The sequence below is a fragment of the Clostridium sp. CM74B_53 genome, from assembly GCF_036318045.1.
Classification (GTDB): Bacteria; Bacillota; Clostridia; order Lachnospirales; family Lachnospiraceae; genus Pilosibacter.
Map to the genome: position 1 here is coordinate 38,134 of NZ_JAWQDE010000010.1, position 18,115 is coordinate 56,248.

Genomic DNA, 18,115 nt, shown 5'->3' on the forward strand with positions numbered 1-18,115 from the left:
ATGGAAAAGAAGAAAAGAAGGCGATGGATAGCTGGTTTTCTGGCGGTTATCATGACGATCACGGGAGTGGGGATTCCACTCCCGTTCCCGTCCGAGGCATCGGATATATGGCCGCAGAAATCGACGGCACCGTTCTACTGCCTCGATGGAGGAAAAGGATGGAAAAAAGTCGACCGGTATGACATGTATAAATTTGATACGATGCCGTCTTCCCTTACGGAGACGCAGGCGAAACGGCTATTCTGGGCGTATCCGGATAACTGGTCAGCGTTAAAGGACGCGGCAAAAAAATTTGATCCGGGCCTCTATGCGGAAATTGCCTCCACAACATCGAGTGCCAATATCGTAAAATATGTGAAAGACGATGCCGGAACAAAATTTGCCTGGGTGGCTGACAATCCGGAAATCGAAGATCGCGCGATCGCTGCAATGGAGCAGGCGTCATCGGTCGGACTGGCGGCGGGGAAAGAAGCACCGGACGCGATCCGGGGAGCGACTTCAGAAGATACGGCAGTGCCATTCCAGGTACTGCCTTTTTCCGACGGACCGGGGGCACTGGATACAGAATTTGTGCTCGGAAAGGAGTTTATCCGCGATATTGCGAAGATCGAACCTCAGAGTGTCTGGGACAATGGATCGACCGGGGGAAATGTGGGCTGGCTGGATGCCTCCCAGGATAAAAATATTGCAAAATCTGTGATGGGTACAAATCTGTATGAGGTGACCTGGAGCGGAGACGCGATCCGCATCCATAATAACGGCTCGGCGACTGCAAATGAAAATGCGGTTGGCAGCAGTATGACGGATGAAGAAAAATATAATAAGACTACGGTTCGTTATAAGATCACGATGCGAGGTAATTCCGGCTGGTACACGGAAGGCAGCTGGAATCCGGAATATCTCCGGGAATGGATGGATTTTAAGGTCTGTATCAATGCACCGGAACACCAGAGACTCTACAAAGCGGATATGAGGATCATTCCGTCGGATATGGTATTTTATCTTGTGATCAGCCAGGACGGAGGAGAAAAAGACGAAAGGCAGGAATACGGAGCAGAGACGCCGACACTGGAATTTCAGATCTATCGCCATAAAGAGACTTTTTCGGCGGATTATAATGTCAGACTCGTAAAACATGATGATGAGACGGGAATGCCGTTAAAGGGAAGCCAGTTCTATCTGTATGAAAGATTTGAGGATCAGGATAAGATCTCAAAGGCGGATGGAGAGGGAAAACTTGCGGAAAAAAATTTAAGTTTTCGTCCATGGAGAGACTTCCAGGTGTTTTCTGAAGGAACCACGAATGAAAAGGGTGAAATTACTTATCGCGATACCAGAAAGTATGCCTATGAAAAGACATATTGCGACGGACATGCCGCTCCATCCTGGGCAAATATGCCTGAAGAACAGGGAAAAGGTGATGGGAAAAGCGATGCCTATGAGGAGGCGGCAGAACAGACGCGGGACAATAACCGGGCGGCGGCAAAACAGTGGCTGGAGTTAGCAGAGGCCTGCGAGGCAGAGGCGGACGGCGGATGCCACTTCCACTGGCTTGCAGATGAGAGTGTCTATGACGAAGTGAAGGAGGTATTGGAGAGCGGAGAAGCAGACGGAAGAAGCCGGGAAGGCGCCGGGATGATGCGAAAGAACCGTGCCGCATCTCAGGATGCATTTGAAGGATCCGGCTGTAAAGCAGATTGTGAAGAGACTTACCGGAAATTTATCGGACTGCGTTTTACTTATACCTGGAAAGAAATCCAGGCGAGAAGTGGGTATATACTCCATGATCTGCATCAGGATGATATTCCGGTGGAGATGATCATGACGGATTCTTCCGAGGCAGGAGCGAATGCGGAGAAGGTGTCCGGAAGCAGCCGCGAGATCGCGGAAAACATCTGGTATTCGGGAAATGGAAGTATGGGTGAGAACAGTGTTTCAGAAAGAAAAATACCGATGGTGAAAAGCACGATGGGAAATGTTCTGAGGAGAACTGCTTCCGACTCAGAAGCTGCGGCTGTCAGGGCGACGGAGTCCAATGCAGAAAAGAAAAGTATTTTCCGGATGCTTTATGACTTGTTCCGGGGAAAAGATCAGGATGAGGAAGAGGAAAATGGAGGATCAGACGGTTGGGGTGAGTTTGAAGGTGTTGGAGATTTTGCGGATATCCTGGCAGATGCAGAGGAAGATGGGATCCGGCATCTGAATACCGGGGATCCCGGAAAATATTCGCATTGTAACGGAGCGGAAAACTGTGGGGATGCATGGCATGTCTATAACCACCGGACGGAAGGACGGATCCATATTACAAAAAAAGATCTGGACCTTTTCCGGGGAGAATCTGATAAGTATTCATCCTACGGGGATACAGAAGGGGACGGAACACTTCAGGGGGCTGTTTACGGTCTTTTCGCGGCGGAAGACATTATCCATCCGGACGCAGAAATAGCGGGAAACGGGACCCTGACAAATACAGGGATCGTCTACAGGAAGAATGATCTTGTGGCTGCGGCATCGACAGATCAGGACGGAAATGCAGATTTCCTGTGTTATACCGTAAAACCGGGGATGGAATACGATTACGGGGAAGGGAAGATCAGCAAAAGAAATGATATTTCCTGGAACGGACCGGAAAATCTTTATCAGAAGAATAGAGAAAAGAACGGAAACTGCTGGATCGGACGCCCGCTGATCCTTGGAAAATATTATATAAAGGAGCTCTCAAGAAGCGAGGGATATGAACTTTCTGTAAATGGAATGGAGCAGCAGATTACAAACCGGGGAAGCGGATATGATGTGCCGGATTCTGTGACAGATGCCAATGGAACTGCGGTGGTTACGATGCCGGAGCTTGCGGCTGCGATGGAAGGCGATGATGGAAGCGGAAAAGGATACGATGAACTTGCATTTACGGTGAGTTCCTCGGGAACTGCCGGGGAAAACGGAGATGGAGGATATGAGATCCTCGCCTGCGGCTTCCCGGAAGGGACAAAGTTTTATCGTGTCGATACAGGAGAAGAGCTGGTCACAGGACCTCATGTGACGGGAACAGAGACCGTGATCGTGAAAGATGCGGCAGGAAGAACGATATGGAAGCAGGCGGAAAGCGATTCCAGTGACCTTCTCTATCAGCCGGAACGTAACGCAGCGGGAAAGATCACCGGGCAGGAACCAGTGATCCGAATGGAACCGCAGATTTTAAAGGTGGAGCAGATCCCGGAGAAAATACCGATGCGCCTTGAAAATCTGTCTGTCGATGAGGACGATGAACGTTTTCAGGCAAAACTGGAGGAATGTGATCTTTCAGACGAAACAGCAGACGCGTTTCTCTTTTTGAAAGCGCAGACGGAGGAAATCCTCGGAAAGAACGGATATGATGTCCCGGTTACTGCAGGAGGGATCCGTTCTATGGAAACTGCACCGATTTACAAACGGGGAGTGAAAAAAGGTCAGACAGATGTCTGGGGTATGACGACGGAACCAGGAGAAACAGCGAAAAAAACAGTATATGGGGCAGCAGTACAGGAAATCTCTGTCACATGCAAAAAGAATGACAGTATCCTGGATCTCATGCAGAATATTTTCACCTGGTATCAGGAACATCCCCAGTGGAATTTTGGTGGGATCGACATGATCAGAAGAGAAGGAGACCACTATCAGATCACCCTGTACGCCGGGGCATCCTCGATCGGGAATCGAAGATTTTTCACATCGAAAACGGAAAATGGAAGGAAAACGGTGGACTGCGTGTATGCCGTATACGAGGATCCGGTAAATCTTCGCTGGGTCTACCAGGAATATAAAAACAGTGGAAAGTATCGGTTTCAGGTGGACAGACAGTACATGCTCGGGAACGGCAGAGGCAGAAGATATTATCTTGACGCGACACTGACCCCGGTCATGATGCCGGGAACGGATGGAAAACTGACGGAGATCATGCATCAGGTCATGGTTTACCATAAAAAAGGGGAAGACGTGATCGATTACCTGTCTGGAGATCCGGCACATGGATACCGCGTTCCACTTACAAAGACGGAAGATAAGATCGAGATCACGACAGAAAAAGAAGTCGTGGAAAAAGACGTGGAACTTCCGGATGTGGTGAGAGAGGAAAAAAACGGTGTATACAGGATCCATATAAAGACCGCGGGGAAGGATTCTTTTGGAAAAGAATTCAATGATAAAAAGACGAGTCTTACTTTAAACTTTACTGCAAAACTTCCGGAAAAAAGCCATGTTCTGACGGAAAAAGAGATCCGGATGCTTGGAAATGCGAATGTCCGGGGATATCGGGCGGGAGACCGGATCGGCTATGCGGAATACCTTGTAAGGTTTTCGGGTGCAGCTCTTGCAGCGTCTGTTTCGAAGAACCGGGATCTTTCCGATACCTATATTATCGCAAAGCGGCTGATCTATCGCGGGCAGGATAAGATCAGCGAGGACGGGGATACGGGACTGACACCGGCAATTGTTCTTGAGCGGCCTGTGAAACAGAAAATACGCGTGGAAAAAAAGACGGACGACGGAGAAAATATCGGGAATTTCCGCTTTAAGATCTACCTGAAGTCCAATCTGGAACGAATTTTCTGTACAAAAGACGGAGAGATTTCCTGGGCAGATAAAAACGGAAATCCGGTGCAGATCGAAGAATACCGGGAACATTTTCCAGAGCTGGTGCAGAAGATCTATACGAGAAAGGAAATCCGACAGGTACTGGAGACGGTGGCGCAGAGGAAAGATTCTGACCAGGGAGAAGGAACGATTCACGAGTATAACTATGAAAAGTTCTTCGCGGCTATCCGAACGGCGGATACAGATCGCTGGAAGAGAAAGGGAAAACTGTGGAATACGTCATTTAAACCATTTGCGTCCAGCCTTATCAGCGGAAAGAAAAATGAGATCAATACTTCAGAATATGCGAAAGAAAACACAAAGCGCTCGGATGCGGTCCGGCAGTTCGCCATCGACTGGTATCTGAAAGAGGAGATGGAAAATCTGCAGTATAAGGAGAGCAAATATCCGGATGAGCAGTACGACCATGCCTTTTTTCTTGCGATCCAAAAGGCGGAGGAGTATCTGCAGCCATTTTTCCGATATGATCTTGGAAAGATCTACGCGATCGCATGGGACAGCGAGGAGGACGGTGGTTCTGACGGAGATCAGACAACTCTGACCGTTCAAAAGAAAAATGGGGAGACAAAGGAAGAGGCAGCTGCGGCAGTTTCTGAATATCTCCCATACGGAGAGTATGTGATCGCAGAGGAACAGCCATATGTACCTGAATTACTGGACTTTAAGAACAGGCATTATGAGATTGATGCGCCGAAGGAGATCTTCCTTCCGGAGGCAGCAGGACAGTCCGGGGATGATCAGAGAGAAAACTATATTTATAAGAGAGCGTATTCCCCATGGGATCTTGCGAAAAAGTACCTGATCCGCTTCAATGAGGAGTGGGACAAAAATCAGCAGCAGGAGCTGCGGGAGTATGTGATCAGTGCCCACAGCAATGACGGGGATTTTGAAGTTTATCCATATGGCCTCTCAGAAAAAGCAAAGACCGGCCATTATGAACCTTATGGAAACGGGAAGGTGGGGCGATATTATCACTATCGGTCAGACAGCGAATACGGAGCGAAAACAGATGGAAAGGAGACGATGACAGGGGTAAAAACAGCTCGTAACGGAGAATATGCGCCGATGCTGGTTCCATGGAGCATTGTAGATCCGAATGAGCAGAAAGATGACAAGAGCTGGACAGGATATGGAGAAAAATCATTTCTGGACCGGAAATATTATGCTGATGTGAGAATTGAAAAGCTTGATGCGGAAACAGGGGAACCGATCCTTTACGATGACGCAGTATTCGGGATCTACCGTGCAGAGAGAAATGAGGCAGAGAATGGTGATGGAGCTGTAACGTGTTACACGGCTGATACGATGATCCTGGGAAGCAGATATTTTCTGGAAGCGATGGGAGCGAAGGAGATCCGGCCGTTTGCGCGGAAAGCGCCTGGAGCCGGAGAACTCTTTTACGGAACGGTTCCTGCGGGAACGCCGGTTTGTCATGAGGAAGATCTTGTAAGCTTTACGGACAGAGATGGACTGCAGACGGGAACGCTCCTGGCGATCCCAACAATCCGGGATATTGCGGAAAAGGGGATTCTTCAGGCAGCAGGTTACGCGAAAACGCCAAATCCTCTTCCGGCAGGAGTCTATGTGCTGGCAGAGATAAAGGCGCCGTCTGGATATGTACGTTCAGGACCTGTGGCGGTGGAAATCTACAGTGACAGGATCCTGTATTCCGGTGGCTGGACGGAAGAGAAAACGGCAGCATCCGTTTATGGATATGAGCAGGATCCGAAGGGGATCCATCCGAAGAATGTCACGGATACAGCCAGAATCTACGCGGAAAATACCGCAACAATTCTGGAAGTTTCAAAAACAAAGACAATAGATACAACTCGTGGAATGAAGGTATCAGGCCGTGTGGAAGGTACGATCTCTGAACTTCGCGCACAGTATGGACTGGAGAATCTCGACCTTGCCTATGATCATGCAGGGATATACCAGGGATTTGGCTGGAAGAAAGGGACACTGGAGATACTGGAAGAGCGGAAACATGCCGGAGAGAGGGTGGAGCTCGTTTATGAGAACGGTGTCTTTCAGGGATACGGCTATGTGACAAAAAGGCTTGAAACGGCAGATCATGAGAACCCATATGTAACCGGAGCGAAACTTGCGCTTTATGACGCGATCCGGGTAGAAACGACCGGAGATTCCGAGGACTACGCATTTGAAGGTGTGGAGGTCACAAGGGACAGAAACGGAAATGTGACAGATATTGTCGTAAAGGAGGGATATGCAGGAGAAAAACAGGAATTCTCTCGTGAACCAGGATCGGAAAATGATACCCGGGGCGAAGGAATCTGGAAACTCAGGACCGTGAAGAGACCGGATACCCCGGTCCTGCTCTACGATCTCGGGAATCTTGATGTGATAACGAAAGGAAAAGATGGAACTCTTTACGGCTATGACCGGGAAGGGCGGCGGCAGAAGATCACCTTTGATACGAGATCGATCTACGCGCTGAAAAATGGAAAACCTGTATTTGAAGTATCTGGAGGCGATTTCTCAAAACTTGTATATGATCGGAAGTCGAAGGCGTTTACCTCGATGGATCCGGAGACTACGCTGTTTCATCTTGACTCATTCCTGTGCAGGGACGCGGAAACAGATCCCTATACGGGACTGGCATATGTGAGGAAGATGGAGATTGGAAGGTATGGGAGGGAACGACCGGTCTTTTACGTGTGGCCGGTGGTAAAAGAGACGGATTCATCGGGGAATCTGATCGGAAGACGGAAAATATTGACCGGAAGACCAGCAGAAATCGCAGAAGAAACTGAGAATGCCTATATTACTGGGACATGGAACCCGAAAACAGGCCGTTTCGAAAAAAAGATGGAACCAGTTCTCGATGAGTTTGGACTGGTAAAATATTATCCGGAAAGCGGCGCCGTGTACAAGAAAGGAGAATCGGTCTATGACCGGGATGGGGATTATGTGACATACCGGTATGAAGATCTTCTGGAAATGGAGAACCGTGCGGCATACCACTTGAACAGGAGAGAGGATCTTCTTGATGTAGGGGATCCGGAGGATGAGGCGGATGATGTACCTTTAAAACACAGAAAGGGAGAGGTATGGATCATTCCGAATGTATGGGTCAGCGGTGAGAAAACGATCCAGGACGGCAGCACGGATGAGGAGACGGATGGACAGCCGGATCTTTTAAGACGTGTGATCCCGGGAAGCTACATTCTTGAGGAACTGGAGGCGCCGGATGGGTATGTGCGTGCGCTTCCGGCAGCAGTGGAGGTGAATGAGACAAAAGAAATCCAGAGAGTCGTCCTGTCAGATGAGAAGACGAAGGTGGAGATTGCAAAGACAGACGGGACAGAAAGCTATGTTCAGAATATCGAAAACGGGACGGACAGCCAGAATAAAGAAAACGGGACGGAGATCCGCGGATCATACGGTCAGAAGTTTGTCAAAGGAGCAAAACTTGCGCTCTTTAAAGCGAAGCGTGTGAATTCTGCGGATCATGAGAAATACCCCAAAGGATACTATCTTGTGAAGGCAGAAGAGACGCCTGCTGTGTGGAGCTCAGAAGACCCGTTGGACAATCACAAAGTTCCGGTGACGGCGCTGTGGATTACGGATGGAAAACCAAAGTATTTTGAGGGAATTCCGGTGGGAAACTATATCCTGGAGGAGCTGGAGACTCCGCCTGGTTATCTTCCTGCTTCGATGGAGATCACAGTGGAAGAGACAAAAGAGCTGCAGAGCTTTGTCCTGAAGGATGACCATACAAAACTGGAGATCCTTAAGTTTGAGAGAAATACGTCCGGCGAGAAAGAAGCGCTGTCCTGGCCGGCGTCTCCCGAATTTGTTCTCTGTGAAGCGGATCTTGATGAAAACGGGGAGGTGAAGATGGAGAACGGTACTTATGGGTACCGGAAAGACCGGATTGCAGACAGTTGGAAGGCAGATGACCTGTCAGAGTACCTTCCGGCGGTCCCGGAGGCGTATGAAAAGATGTTTGGCGAGTATGGAAATGGATTTGAACAGTTTTCATGGAGAAAAGAAATCACGGGACGAGTGATCTCTGGAGAGGCCAGACTTCTGGAGAATAAAGAAACAGAGGATCAGGGGATCATCCTGCAGCTCTGGGAGCTATCGGATGGAAGCAGAATGCAGGTTTCTGTATCCGCAAATGGAAATCCGGAAAAATTAACGCAGAATGGTCAGCCGTCACCGGCATTTGAGTATCAGTTCCGTTACCGTTCCGGATTTTCCGGCAGCTTCCCGGAAGTGACCAGCTACGATACAAGAGGCGGTCTGCACCGGATCGACCGGCTTCCGGAAGGAAAATATGTGCTTCTGGAGAGTAAGGTTCCGGATGGATATCAGGGAGCAGATCCGATGCTGATCACAGTGGATCAGTCCGGAACCGTTATCCGTTATGAAGTGGAAAATAAACGGAAACCGGAGGAACGGGCAGCATTTGGGCGCATCAGGATCAGGAAGACGGATGCGGATGATAAAGATCTGCGGCTTTCCGGTGCCTGGTTTGAAGCTGTCTGTGTACAGACAGGGGAGAAAACTGTGTTTGCGACTGGTGAAGATGGGATCGCGTTATCGCCGGAACTTTCAATCGGATATCTGGATCATGGAGCCTGGATCATGTATGAATATACAGTTCGGGAGCTCATGCCGCCTCCGGGATACGGACGCTGTGAAGAAACCTTTTCGGTCGTGTTTGACAGGGAAAAAGAGGATCTGATCCAGCTGTATGAACTTTCTGTCGAAAATAAAACGACAAGAGCCGGATTCAGTAAACTGGATCTCACGACAGGGGAAGAACTTCCAGGAGCTTCCCTGGAGTTAAAAACTTCTGATGGAAGGCTTGTTGATTCCTGGATATCCGGGAAGACTCCGCATCTTGTAGAAGGAAAGCTGACGGCAGGTGAGAACTATATTCTGACAGAAATATCCGCTCCTGACGGGTACGAGCTCGCGGAATCCATTTCCTTTACAGTGCCGGAGAACGGAAATTTCGTGAAGATCGAGATGACGGATCGAAGAAAGCCGCCGGAGGAACCGGAAACACCGACGGAGCCGGAACAGCCGACAGAACCCGATATCCCGACTTTTCCGGAAACACCGACGGAACCGGAAATGCCGGAGACGCCGGAAACACCAACGGAGCCGGAACGTCCGACGCCATCTGTTCCTGGTGAGAAGCCAAAGAAACCGGTGGAAGCGGAGTGGACAGAGCCTGAGACAGAACCGGAACCGGAACGGAAAAAAACATATGGGACGATCACGGTACGCTATGAACGGGAATTTTCAGGCAGCGGAAAGGGGCACGTCCACCAAAAAGGCAGGACAGATCTCAGAACCCCGGAAACGGGAGATGCGGGAAGACCAGAGCTTGCAGTAACCGGTCTGTTTGTCGGATTCCTTGGACTCTGGTATCTTCACATAAAAAAGGAGAGAGAAGAAAGGAACAATGAACATGAGGATGAAAAATGATGGAAGCCGGAAAATCCGGCTTCCGGTCAGAAAAATATTCGGATTTTTAGGAATGGAGGCAGTTCTCTTATGTGTATCTTTTTTCATGCCTGCATTCGCGGAAAAATTGCCGTCAGAGGAAAGAAAGCTGCAGGTGGAAGAAACTCTGTCCGGAGAAGAGACATCGCCTGCGGAGAAAAAAAGAGAAGAAAAAGAGACTCTGACGTATGAAAGCCCCATATTTACGGGTGGGGGAGAGGAATTTCTACCGGAAGAGACAAGGACCGAGGGCGAAAAAGAATACCGTCTGGTATCAACGCGAATCCGAAACGCAAAGAAAACAGGAGAAATGACGTATGCCCAGGTGACAATCCCATATGATCTGGAAGGAGATGATACAGTGCCGGAGACAGCGGATGTTCCCCTGATCGATGAGGAGTCCGGCACAGAGTTTGAGCGGGAGCTTTCTCTTGTGGATGTGGAAGAAATATCGAGAGAATGGTCAGATACCTTTTCTTTTTCGGTCACGGTTTCCGGGTATGGAGCAGACTCATTTTATCTGGGAGATATGGAGATCCCCGGGAATGCGGATCTTGCTGACTACGGAGAAAAACTTCTGGATCTCGCCGGACTGTCCCGGGAGTATTACCGGGTAGACCGCGTGGAGTGGGACGGCGAACCTTATGAAGATGGGGAGGTGATATGCAGAAACGCAGCCGCAGTTGGAAGCAAACTGGTCCGAAACGTAAAAGCGAAGTACGGCGGTCAGATCCGGACACCGGATCTGGAAGGAAAGCAGTATATTGGAATTTATGAGGAAGTTCTCCCGGAAACGGAAGATGAGACAGGGATCGAACCAGAGCCGGAGATCATGAGCCAGCCGGAAACGATCCCGGATACTTCCGAAGAAACTGTACAGGCAAGTCTCGCAGAGCGGATCATTGAATGGCTGGAGAGCCATATCACGACGATAACGGTGAGTTTTGTAAGTGTACTTTTACTGGCAGCGGGAATCTGGCTGTTTGTGAAAAGCGGAAAAAAGCCAGGGCGTCAGTCACCCTAGCTTTTCCTGCCAGTCTTTTTCCTTAAAACCGGTGAGAACAAAGGAGTCACCGATCACTAACGGACGTTTTACGAGCATGCCGTCAGTTGCCAGAAGGGCAATCTGTTCTTCCTCGCTCATAGTCGGGAGTTTATCTTTCAGTCCCATGGATTTATAGAGAAGTCCGCTGGTGTTAAAGAATTTTTTTAACGGAAGTCCGCTCATTTTGTACCATTCTGTCAGTTCTGCCACACTGGGATTATTTTCCTTGATATGGCGGCTGGTATAAGATACCTGGTGCTCATCGAGCCAGCGCTTTGCCTTTTGACAGGTGGAACACGGCGGATATTCGAGAAAAAGAATATTCATAGTGAAAAACACCTCCATGTGCTTAGTATAATGGATTTTTCCGGAGAATACAATGAAAAGGAGAAGATGTTGATCGGGCGGAAAGAAATATGGATATTCTGATCTTTCTTTCAGAGTTTATGGTACCGCTCACGGTATTTTATATCGTCGGTTCCGGAATCCTTGCAAAACGACCGGTGTTCGATGATTTTCTGGATGGCGCAAAGGAAGGAATGCACACTGTGGCGGATGTACTTCCGACTCTGATCGGACTGATGACAGCGGTGGGAGTTTTAAGAGCTTCGGGGATTCTTGAAGCAGTATCGGAACTTCTGAAGATTCCCGCCGCACTCTGCCATATCCCTGTTCCGGTAATCCCGATCATTCTGGTGAGGATCGTATCCAGCTCTGCAGCCGTTGGTCTGATCCTTGACATCTTTAAAGAATATGGGCCGGATTCTCTGGTCGGAAATATGGTTTCTATCATGATGGGGTGTACGGAGACAGTGTTTTATACCATGAGTGTGTATTTTATGTCTGCACATATCCGAAAGACACGCTGGACATTGCCTGGAGCTCTTGCTGCAACAGCGGCTGGGATCGCTGCAAGTATCTTTTTGACGGGGCAATTATTCCATACCTGATACAGCCGGGGCGGAATGCGAAGCATCGGCATAATCTTGTTACAGCCCGGCGGTGGGGCGTCCGTGTACTGTAGTGTATTTTCACAGAAAAAGCGGAAAACCGGAGAAAATCGGTTGTGTCGTGAATTGGAATCGTTTATAATAAAAGCCGTAAAAAACAAAAGATCCGGGGCGTCAGGAAGATCGGATATTGCGGTTGGACAGCCCAGAGAGGAAGAGGATTCCACGGTTGGACGATTATAAAGTATTGAACGAGATCCTGGTGAGACTGTTCCGCAGCATCATGGACGTTGAGGAGAAGGCGATCATCACCCAGGAGTTCCAGGATATAACAAACAATGATATGCATGTGATCGAGGCCATCGGTATGGGAACACCGAAAAACATGTCATCGATCGCAAAAGAACTCTCTGTCACGGTAGGCACCCTGACGATCGCGATGAACAGCCTGGTAAAAAAAGGGTATGTGAAGAGGGAACGCGGGGAGGAAGACCGCAGGGTCGTATATATCTCGCTTTCGGATAAGGGAAAGAAAGCGTTTATCCACCATGCGAGATTCCATAAAGAAATGATCACCTCGATCCTGGATGAATTTGACGAGGATGAGAAAAAGATCCTGATCCGTGGACTCACGAAGCTGGACAACTGGTTTCGGGATAAGGAAGAAGAGAACAAAACAGGACGGGAATAAAATGCGCACTGCACGATCGCTGTTTCAGCGAGAAGTCAGGTGCGTATTTTTAATTTGCGCGAGACCTTAGCGACTGTCGTGATAGCAGAGAGAAAGCAATAAAAAGTTGAATTAAAAAAGTAAAGTATATATAAATATAACTTAAAAATATTAAGCAAAGTTGATAAAAACAATATTTAAATGCCATGAATACCTCCACAAATATGGACGATGCGAAAGCAGCATGGGATAAAGTTCAGGAATATTCCTGGCAGTATCTGGCAGTTCTCAACTTTGGTCATTATATTGCAAATTATGCATGGAATGATCATGTAAAAGGCTTAAATTACAGCGGACTCTACTTCTGGAATGCGGGATACGTAGAGTAGATCAGCACAAAGATCCGGATAAAAATACCTGGCAGAGATGGATCGCTTCACTCTGACCAGGTATTTATGTGTCTGTAACTGTATGTGTATAAAGACTGGTACCGCGGTAAACAGCAGCGCCGGAAAGCTTTCGATTATTCGATATAGGCAACTTTTCCGATCCGCTCTTTCGGCTGGATCACAGTATCCGGATCCGGATAGCCTAACGCAGCCATCCCATAGACTACATGATTGGCTGGAACACCAAAATCATTTAAGATGTCACGGATTGCCGGAGTATCGCAGATATTCTGGAGCTGGTTGATCCAGACAGAGCCGACTCCGTAGGAATTGGCAGCTAAAAAGATATTTTCGAGAGCGCAGGCATCATCTTCTTTTCCCCAGTTACTGTCGCGCAGATTGGACGGTATGATGATGGCAGCCGGGCAGTACAGATCATATCCCGGGCGGTTTAATGTGGTTTTGATCGCCTCAGCCAGACGTTTGATGGCATTCTTATTTGTCACCACCGTAAATTTCCAGGTCTGTTTTCCCATACCGCTCGGCGCGTGGAGAGCTGCCTGTACCAGATCATCAAGGATCTCTCTGGAGATTGGAGTGTCGGTGAATTTACGGATGCTTCTTCTTGTAAGGATATTGTTCATGACTTCGTTCATTGAGATGTTCCTCCTGTCAAAATCAGAATGTAAAAAGTTTCGGGAAACATATACCGATTTATTTTATCATATTAGTCGTCAAAACTCCAGAGACCTTAAGAGAAAATTGAAAGAAAAAATAGAAATAATAAACAAAATTAAATATCAATTCCGATTTTTCCTATCACATTTTCACTACTGGTGATATCATATGCCCATAATAATAAATTTCCAAACAGAAAGGGGTAATTGTATGTTAATTGCTACATGGATCGTGACTTTTATTCTGATCATTGCTGTCGGAATCTATGCAGGAACAAAAATCGCACATGCAAATCAGTGGTCCGGCAGTGACCGGTCAATGAGTGCATTTGCGGTTGGCGCGATGTTAGGTGCATGGCAGATCGGAGGCATGAGCGTTGTTGGTGCCGCACAGAATGGTTATACGATGGGTATCGCGGGATGCTGGTACTCGATCGCAAGCGGCGTCTACATCCTTTTCTTAGGACTTCTGGCTGGTCCGCTTCGTAAAAACTTAAAGACAGAGGCGCTTCCGGATTATCTGGAATCCCGCTTCTCGCCGGGCGTTGCAAGACTTCAGTCCTACGTATGGATCATTTTCGGAATCATCTATATTCCGATCCAGTTAAAGACGATCTCATCGATCATCCAGATCGTTCTTCCGGGATTAAATACCGGTCTTGCGATGTTTATCGGTGTTACGATCGCAGCAATCTATACTGGATTCGCAGGAATGAAAGGTTCTGCAGCAATCGGTCGTGTCGTTTGTATCGCAACATATGTACTTCTTATTTTCTTTGTGGGAACACACATTGGAGATTTCGGCGGATATTCCGGACTGATCGCATCACTTCCGGAAGGTTATGACAAGTTAAGCGCAATGCCGACCCAGCAGATCATCGCGTGGGCAGTCGGCGGTCTCTTAAGCTCTGTAGTTCTTCAGTCCGCTCTTCAGCCGATGTTAGCAGCGAAAGACGACAAGACAGCATGCGCAGGCTGCATCATCGGTTATATTCTTGCAGCTCCGATCTGTATCCTGACAGCAATCGTTGGTATGATGGCGCGCGCAGCAAATGACGGTCTCGGTGACGGCGTAACAGCATTCGCATGGGCAATCCGTGATATGAACACACCGGTCATGGCAGGTATCATCTTTGCAGTCTGCACGATGATCATTGCTGCGACAATGGCTACCATGATGATGGCAACCGGTACGATCCTTACCAATATCTACAAGAAACAGATCAACAAGAGTGCGGATGACCATCAGATCCTCAAGGTTTCCCGTTTCGGAACGATCGCAGTTGCGTATGTTTCTCTGTTAGTTGGTTTCTTCATTCCGTCCGCACAGATGACAAATATGTTCTTAACACTTACATACTGTGTAACTTCTCCGTTCAGCTATTCTGTAGTTGTAGGACTTTTCTGGAAGAGAGTGAACGCGAAAGCATCGTTCGCAAGCGTTATCGCAGGTATCGTAACCGCGATTGCATGGGTAGTGCTTGGATTAAACGGAACATTAAACGTTGTATATCCGACGATCGTTGTCAGCTATGTCGTTGGTATTATTGTTACACTGGCAACTTCTCCTGCTGAAAAGACAGCATAACAGAAACTTGGAAGATATGAGCTGCGTTTTACAGAAAGAAGATCTGTAAAACGCAGCGAAATGACAGAAAAAGGAGGATTTTGATATGCCGAACAGACCTTATCTTGGAAGGACCGTTGATGATACGATCGCGATGTATAAACCGCATGTATCGGGAACAGAAGGCGCGGTCAGCTCGAACAGCCCATATGCGACACAGGCTGGTCTTGAGATCATGAAACAGGGCGGAAATGCCTTTGATGCAGCAGTTGCAGTGTCTCTTGTTCTCGGCGTTGTGGAACCGTACCATTGTGGAATTGGCGGCGGATGCTTCCATACATTCTATGATAAAAATACAAATGAGTTCTACTGCGTGGATGCCCGGGGAATTGCTCCGAAGAATGCATACCAGGATATGATGCTGGATGAGAACGGTGATGTAGATCTGAACCTTACCGAATATTCCGGAAGATCTGTATCGGTACCGTCGTTCTATCGCGCAATGGATAATTTGCTGAAGAAACACGGCACGATGACATGGGAACAGGTTTCAACGCCTGCGATCAAGCTTTGCCGTGATGGCTTTGCATGCGGCTTCGCGTACGCCAGGATCACGGATACCCCGGAGGCAGAGCACAATAAAGCAGAATATGAAGGTTTTGAGGAGCTTTATCTGAATCATGGAAAGCCGCGTCAGTTTGGTGAGATCATTAAAAATCCGGACCTGGCAGACACCATGGAAGGCGTTGCGAAGAATGGTGTGGACTGGTTCTATAATGGACCGATCGCAGACGAGATGGTAGAGCATATCAACAAAAATAAAGGACTCTTCTGCAAGGAAGATCTCATAAACTGCAAGCCGAAGGAACGGATCCCGGTTCGCGGAAATTATCGTGGATATGATATCATCTCCATGGCACCGCCGTCTTCAGGCGGAACCCATATCATCCAGATGTTAAATATTCTGGAAAACTTCGATTTAAAAGGAATGGGATTCCATTCTGCTGACAGTACTCATGTAATTGCAGAGACCATGAAGATGATGTTTGCTGATCGATCCGTGGCAATGGGTGATCCGGACTTCGTTGACGTAAAGGTTGATAAACTGCTCTCGAAAGAGTATGCGAAAGAGCTGGCTGCAAAGATCGATATGGATCATGCAAAAGAATATGCCCCAACGGACGGGATCGAGGCAAAAGAGTACCGCGGCTGCACATCTAACTTTACGGTAATGGATAAATATGGAAATGTGATCTCCCAGACACAGACGATCCGTAACTGGTGGGGATCGGGCGTTGTGATCCCGGGAAGAGGATTCATTATGAACAACGCAATGGCAGACTTCAGTGCAAAAGCAGGTGTCCGTACCACACAGGGACTGGCATATGGAATGGCAAATGCGATCCGTCCAGGAAAAACTCCGTTATCCAGTATGTCCCCAACAATCGTCATGAAAGACGGAAAACCGGTATTATCCGTTGGCGCAGCTGGTGGTCCGCGTATCATTACAAGTACCCTGCAGCTCATTATCAACAACCTGGATTACGGCATGATGATGGATTCTGCAGTAAAACATCCGCATATGTGCTGTCTGACATTAAATCAGGGACTTGAGCTTGAGGAAGGTTTCTCACCGGATACGATCAAGCTTCTGGCGGCAAAAGGACATATCATCAAGAATACTACCGATTTTGGAGAACTTCTCGTTATGCCGAATGGTATCCGTAATATTGATGGTACTTTCTTCCCAGGAGGAACAAGCCGCGTTGACGGCGGCGGCGGTGCACTGACGGCGTCCGGAACGATGGCGATCGATGGTCTGTGCTTTATTGATGAGAAATTAACGAAATAAGAAAAAGAAGACCAGAAAATTTTATTTCAGGTAAAAAACACCGGCAAACTGGAGGGAATCTCCAGTTGCCGGTGCTATGTTGTGTTATGCAGAGAAGCGGAACAGATGAATGGATCAGTCGATAGCTGGCGTTCCTTGTGCTGCAGCTTCTTCGATCAGCTGGATCGTCTCATTCGTGCTCAGAACAGTACAGTAAATGACGTTCATGATCCGTAATTCGGCTTCATGGAGCTCCTGGGTAGCGGCTGCACAGGAATCTTCCGGACAAATCACACGGAAGCCCTGATCAGCGAGAACGCGGATCGTGGAGGCCACACACTGGTCGGTCACTACACCGGTGACGATCACGGTATCGATCCCCATATTGTGGAGGATCTGTGTGTAGTTTGTTCCAAGGCTGACGCTGTCTGTGGTCTTATTTACAACGATCTCGTCTTCGAGAGGGGTAAGCTCATCGACCATTTTTGCACTGTCGTCGCCTACATAGACGTAAATATCGTTCCAGCCAACGGTGCTCTGGACACGGGAACGGTCAGAGCCGTCTTTTTTCAGACTCGCGATCCGCCCGTAGGTTACTTCAACTCCGTTTTTCCGGCAGCAATCCAGAAGGCGTTTGTTATTCGGGATGACCACCTTTTCTACGTGATCGTAAAACCATTCCCATTCATCCCACTCTCCGGCTTCCTTACACTGCAGTGCATCGTAGCCGTCTTTTGCGATGAAATGTTTCTGCATATCCACGATCAGAAGAGCTGTTTTTTTCAGATCCAGATGGATATCCGGGATTTCTTTCATGTTGCGGTAATAAAATGAGAGAAATTTTTCATTTGTTTTCATCGGCATATATCTCCT

General features: G+C 48.1%; 10 protein-coding genes. 7 read left to right on the forward strand and 3 right to left on the reverse strand.

Annotated features, from left to right (window positions below; all coding sequences use genetic code 11):
* Entirely contained in the window at positions 1 to 10,095 is a 10,095-nt protein-coding gene (locus V2546_RS09875) for a SpaA isopeptide-forming pilin-related protein (RefSeq protein ID WP_329752218.1), read from the forward strand.
* On the forward strand, positions 10,073 to 11,137 hold the full coding sequence (locus tag V2546_RS09880) for a hypothetical protein (RefSeq protein WP_142410788.1): 1,065 nt from the start codon (positions 10,073 to 10,075) through the stop codon (positions 11,135 to 11,137). Before V2546_RS09875 ends, V2546_RS09880 begins: the two co-directional genes overlap by 23 nt.
* Here V2546_RS09880 and V2546_RS09885 read toward each other — a convergent pair.
* On the reverse strand, positions 11,129 to 11,485 hold the full coding sequence (locus V2546_RS09885; RefSeq protein WP_118298251.1) for an arsenate reductase family protein: 357 nt from the start codon (positions 11,483 to 11,485) through the stop codon (positions 11,129 to 11,131). The genes V2546_RS09880 and V2546_RS09885 overlap by 9 nt on opposite strands.
* A gap of 89 nt (positions 11,486 to 11,574) precedes the next feature.
* On the opposite strand from V2546_RS09885, the gene V2546_RS09890 reads away from it, so the two are divergent.
* From V2546_RS09890 to V2546_RS09900, 3 genes are all read left to right on the forward strand, one after another.
* Positions 11,575 to 12,108: a spore maturation protein gene (locus V2546_RS09890; protein ID WP_118532174.1), complete on the forward strand. Its 534-nt coding sequence runs from the start codon at positions 11,575 to 11,577 to the stop codon at positions 12,106 to 12,108.
* Between the two features lie 229 nt (positions 12,109 to 12,337).
* Positions 12,338 to 12,799 carry a MarR family winged helix-turn-helix transcriptional regulator gene (locus V2546_RS09895; RefSeq protein WP_346011198.1) on the forward strand — a complete coding sequence of 154 codons (462 nt, stop codon included), beginning with the start codon at positions 12,338 to 12,340 and terminating at the stop codon, positions 12,797 to 12,799.
* A gap of 203 nt (positions 12,800 to 13,002) precedes the next feature.
* Positions 13,003 to 13,167, forward strand: coding sequence for a hypothetical protein (locus V2546_RS09900; RefSeq protein WP_329752219.1), 165 nt, complete (start codon positions 13,003 to 13,005; stop codon positions 13,165 to 13,167).
* 134 nt (positions 13,168 to 13,301) lie between these two features.
* Here the strand turns inward: V2546_RS09900 and V2546_RS09905 are convergent, their stop codons facing one another.
* Positions 13,302 to 13,823, reverse strand: coding sequence for a nitroreductase family protein (locus tag V2546_RS09905; RefSeq protein ID WP_118532180.1), 522 nt, complete (start codon positions 13,821 to 13,823; stop codon positions 13,302 to 13,304).
* A 232-nt stretch (positions 13,824 to 14,055) separates the two neighbouring features.
* Between V2546_RS09905 and V2546_RS09910 the strand changes: the two genes are divergently transcribed.
* Positions 14,056 to 15,432, forward strand: a complete 1,377-nt coding sequence (locus tag V2546_RS09910) for a sodium:solute symporter family protein (protein ID WP_329752220.1) — start codon at positions 14,056 to 14,058, stop codon at positions 15,430 to 15,432.
* Positions 15,433 to 15,517: 85 nt separating this feature from the next.
* Positions 15,518 to 17,263: a gamma-glutamyltransferase gene (ggt, locus tag V2546_RS09915; protein ID WP_329752221.1), complete on the forward strand. Its 1,746-nt coding sequence runs from the start codon at positions 15,518 to 15,520 to the stop codon at positions 17,261 to 17,263.
* 114 nt (positions 17,264 to 17,377) lie between these two features.
* On the opposite strand, the gene V2546_RS09920 is transcribed toward ggt, so the two are convergent.
* Positions 17,378 to 18,100 carry a cysteine hydrolase family protein gene (locus V2546_RS09920; protein ID WP_118532186.1) on the reverse strand — a complete coding sequence of 241 codons (723 nt, stop codon included), beginning with the start codon at positions 18,098 to 18,100 and terminating at the stop codon, positions 17,378 to 17,380.
* Positions 18,101 to 18,115 lie beyond the last annotated feature (15 nt).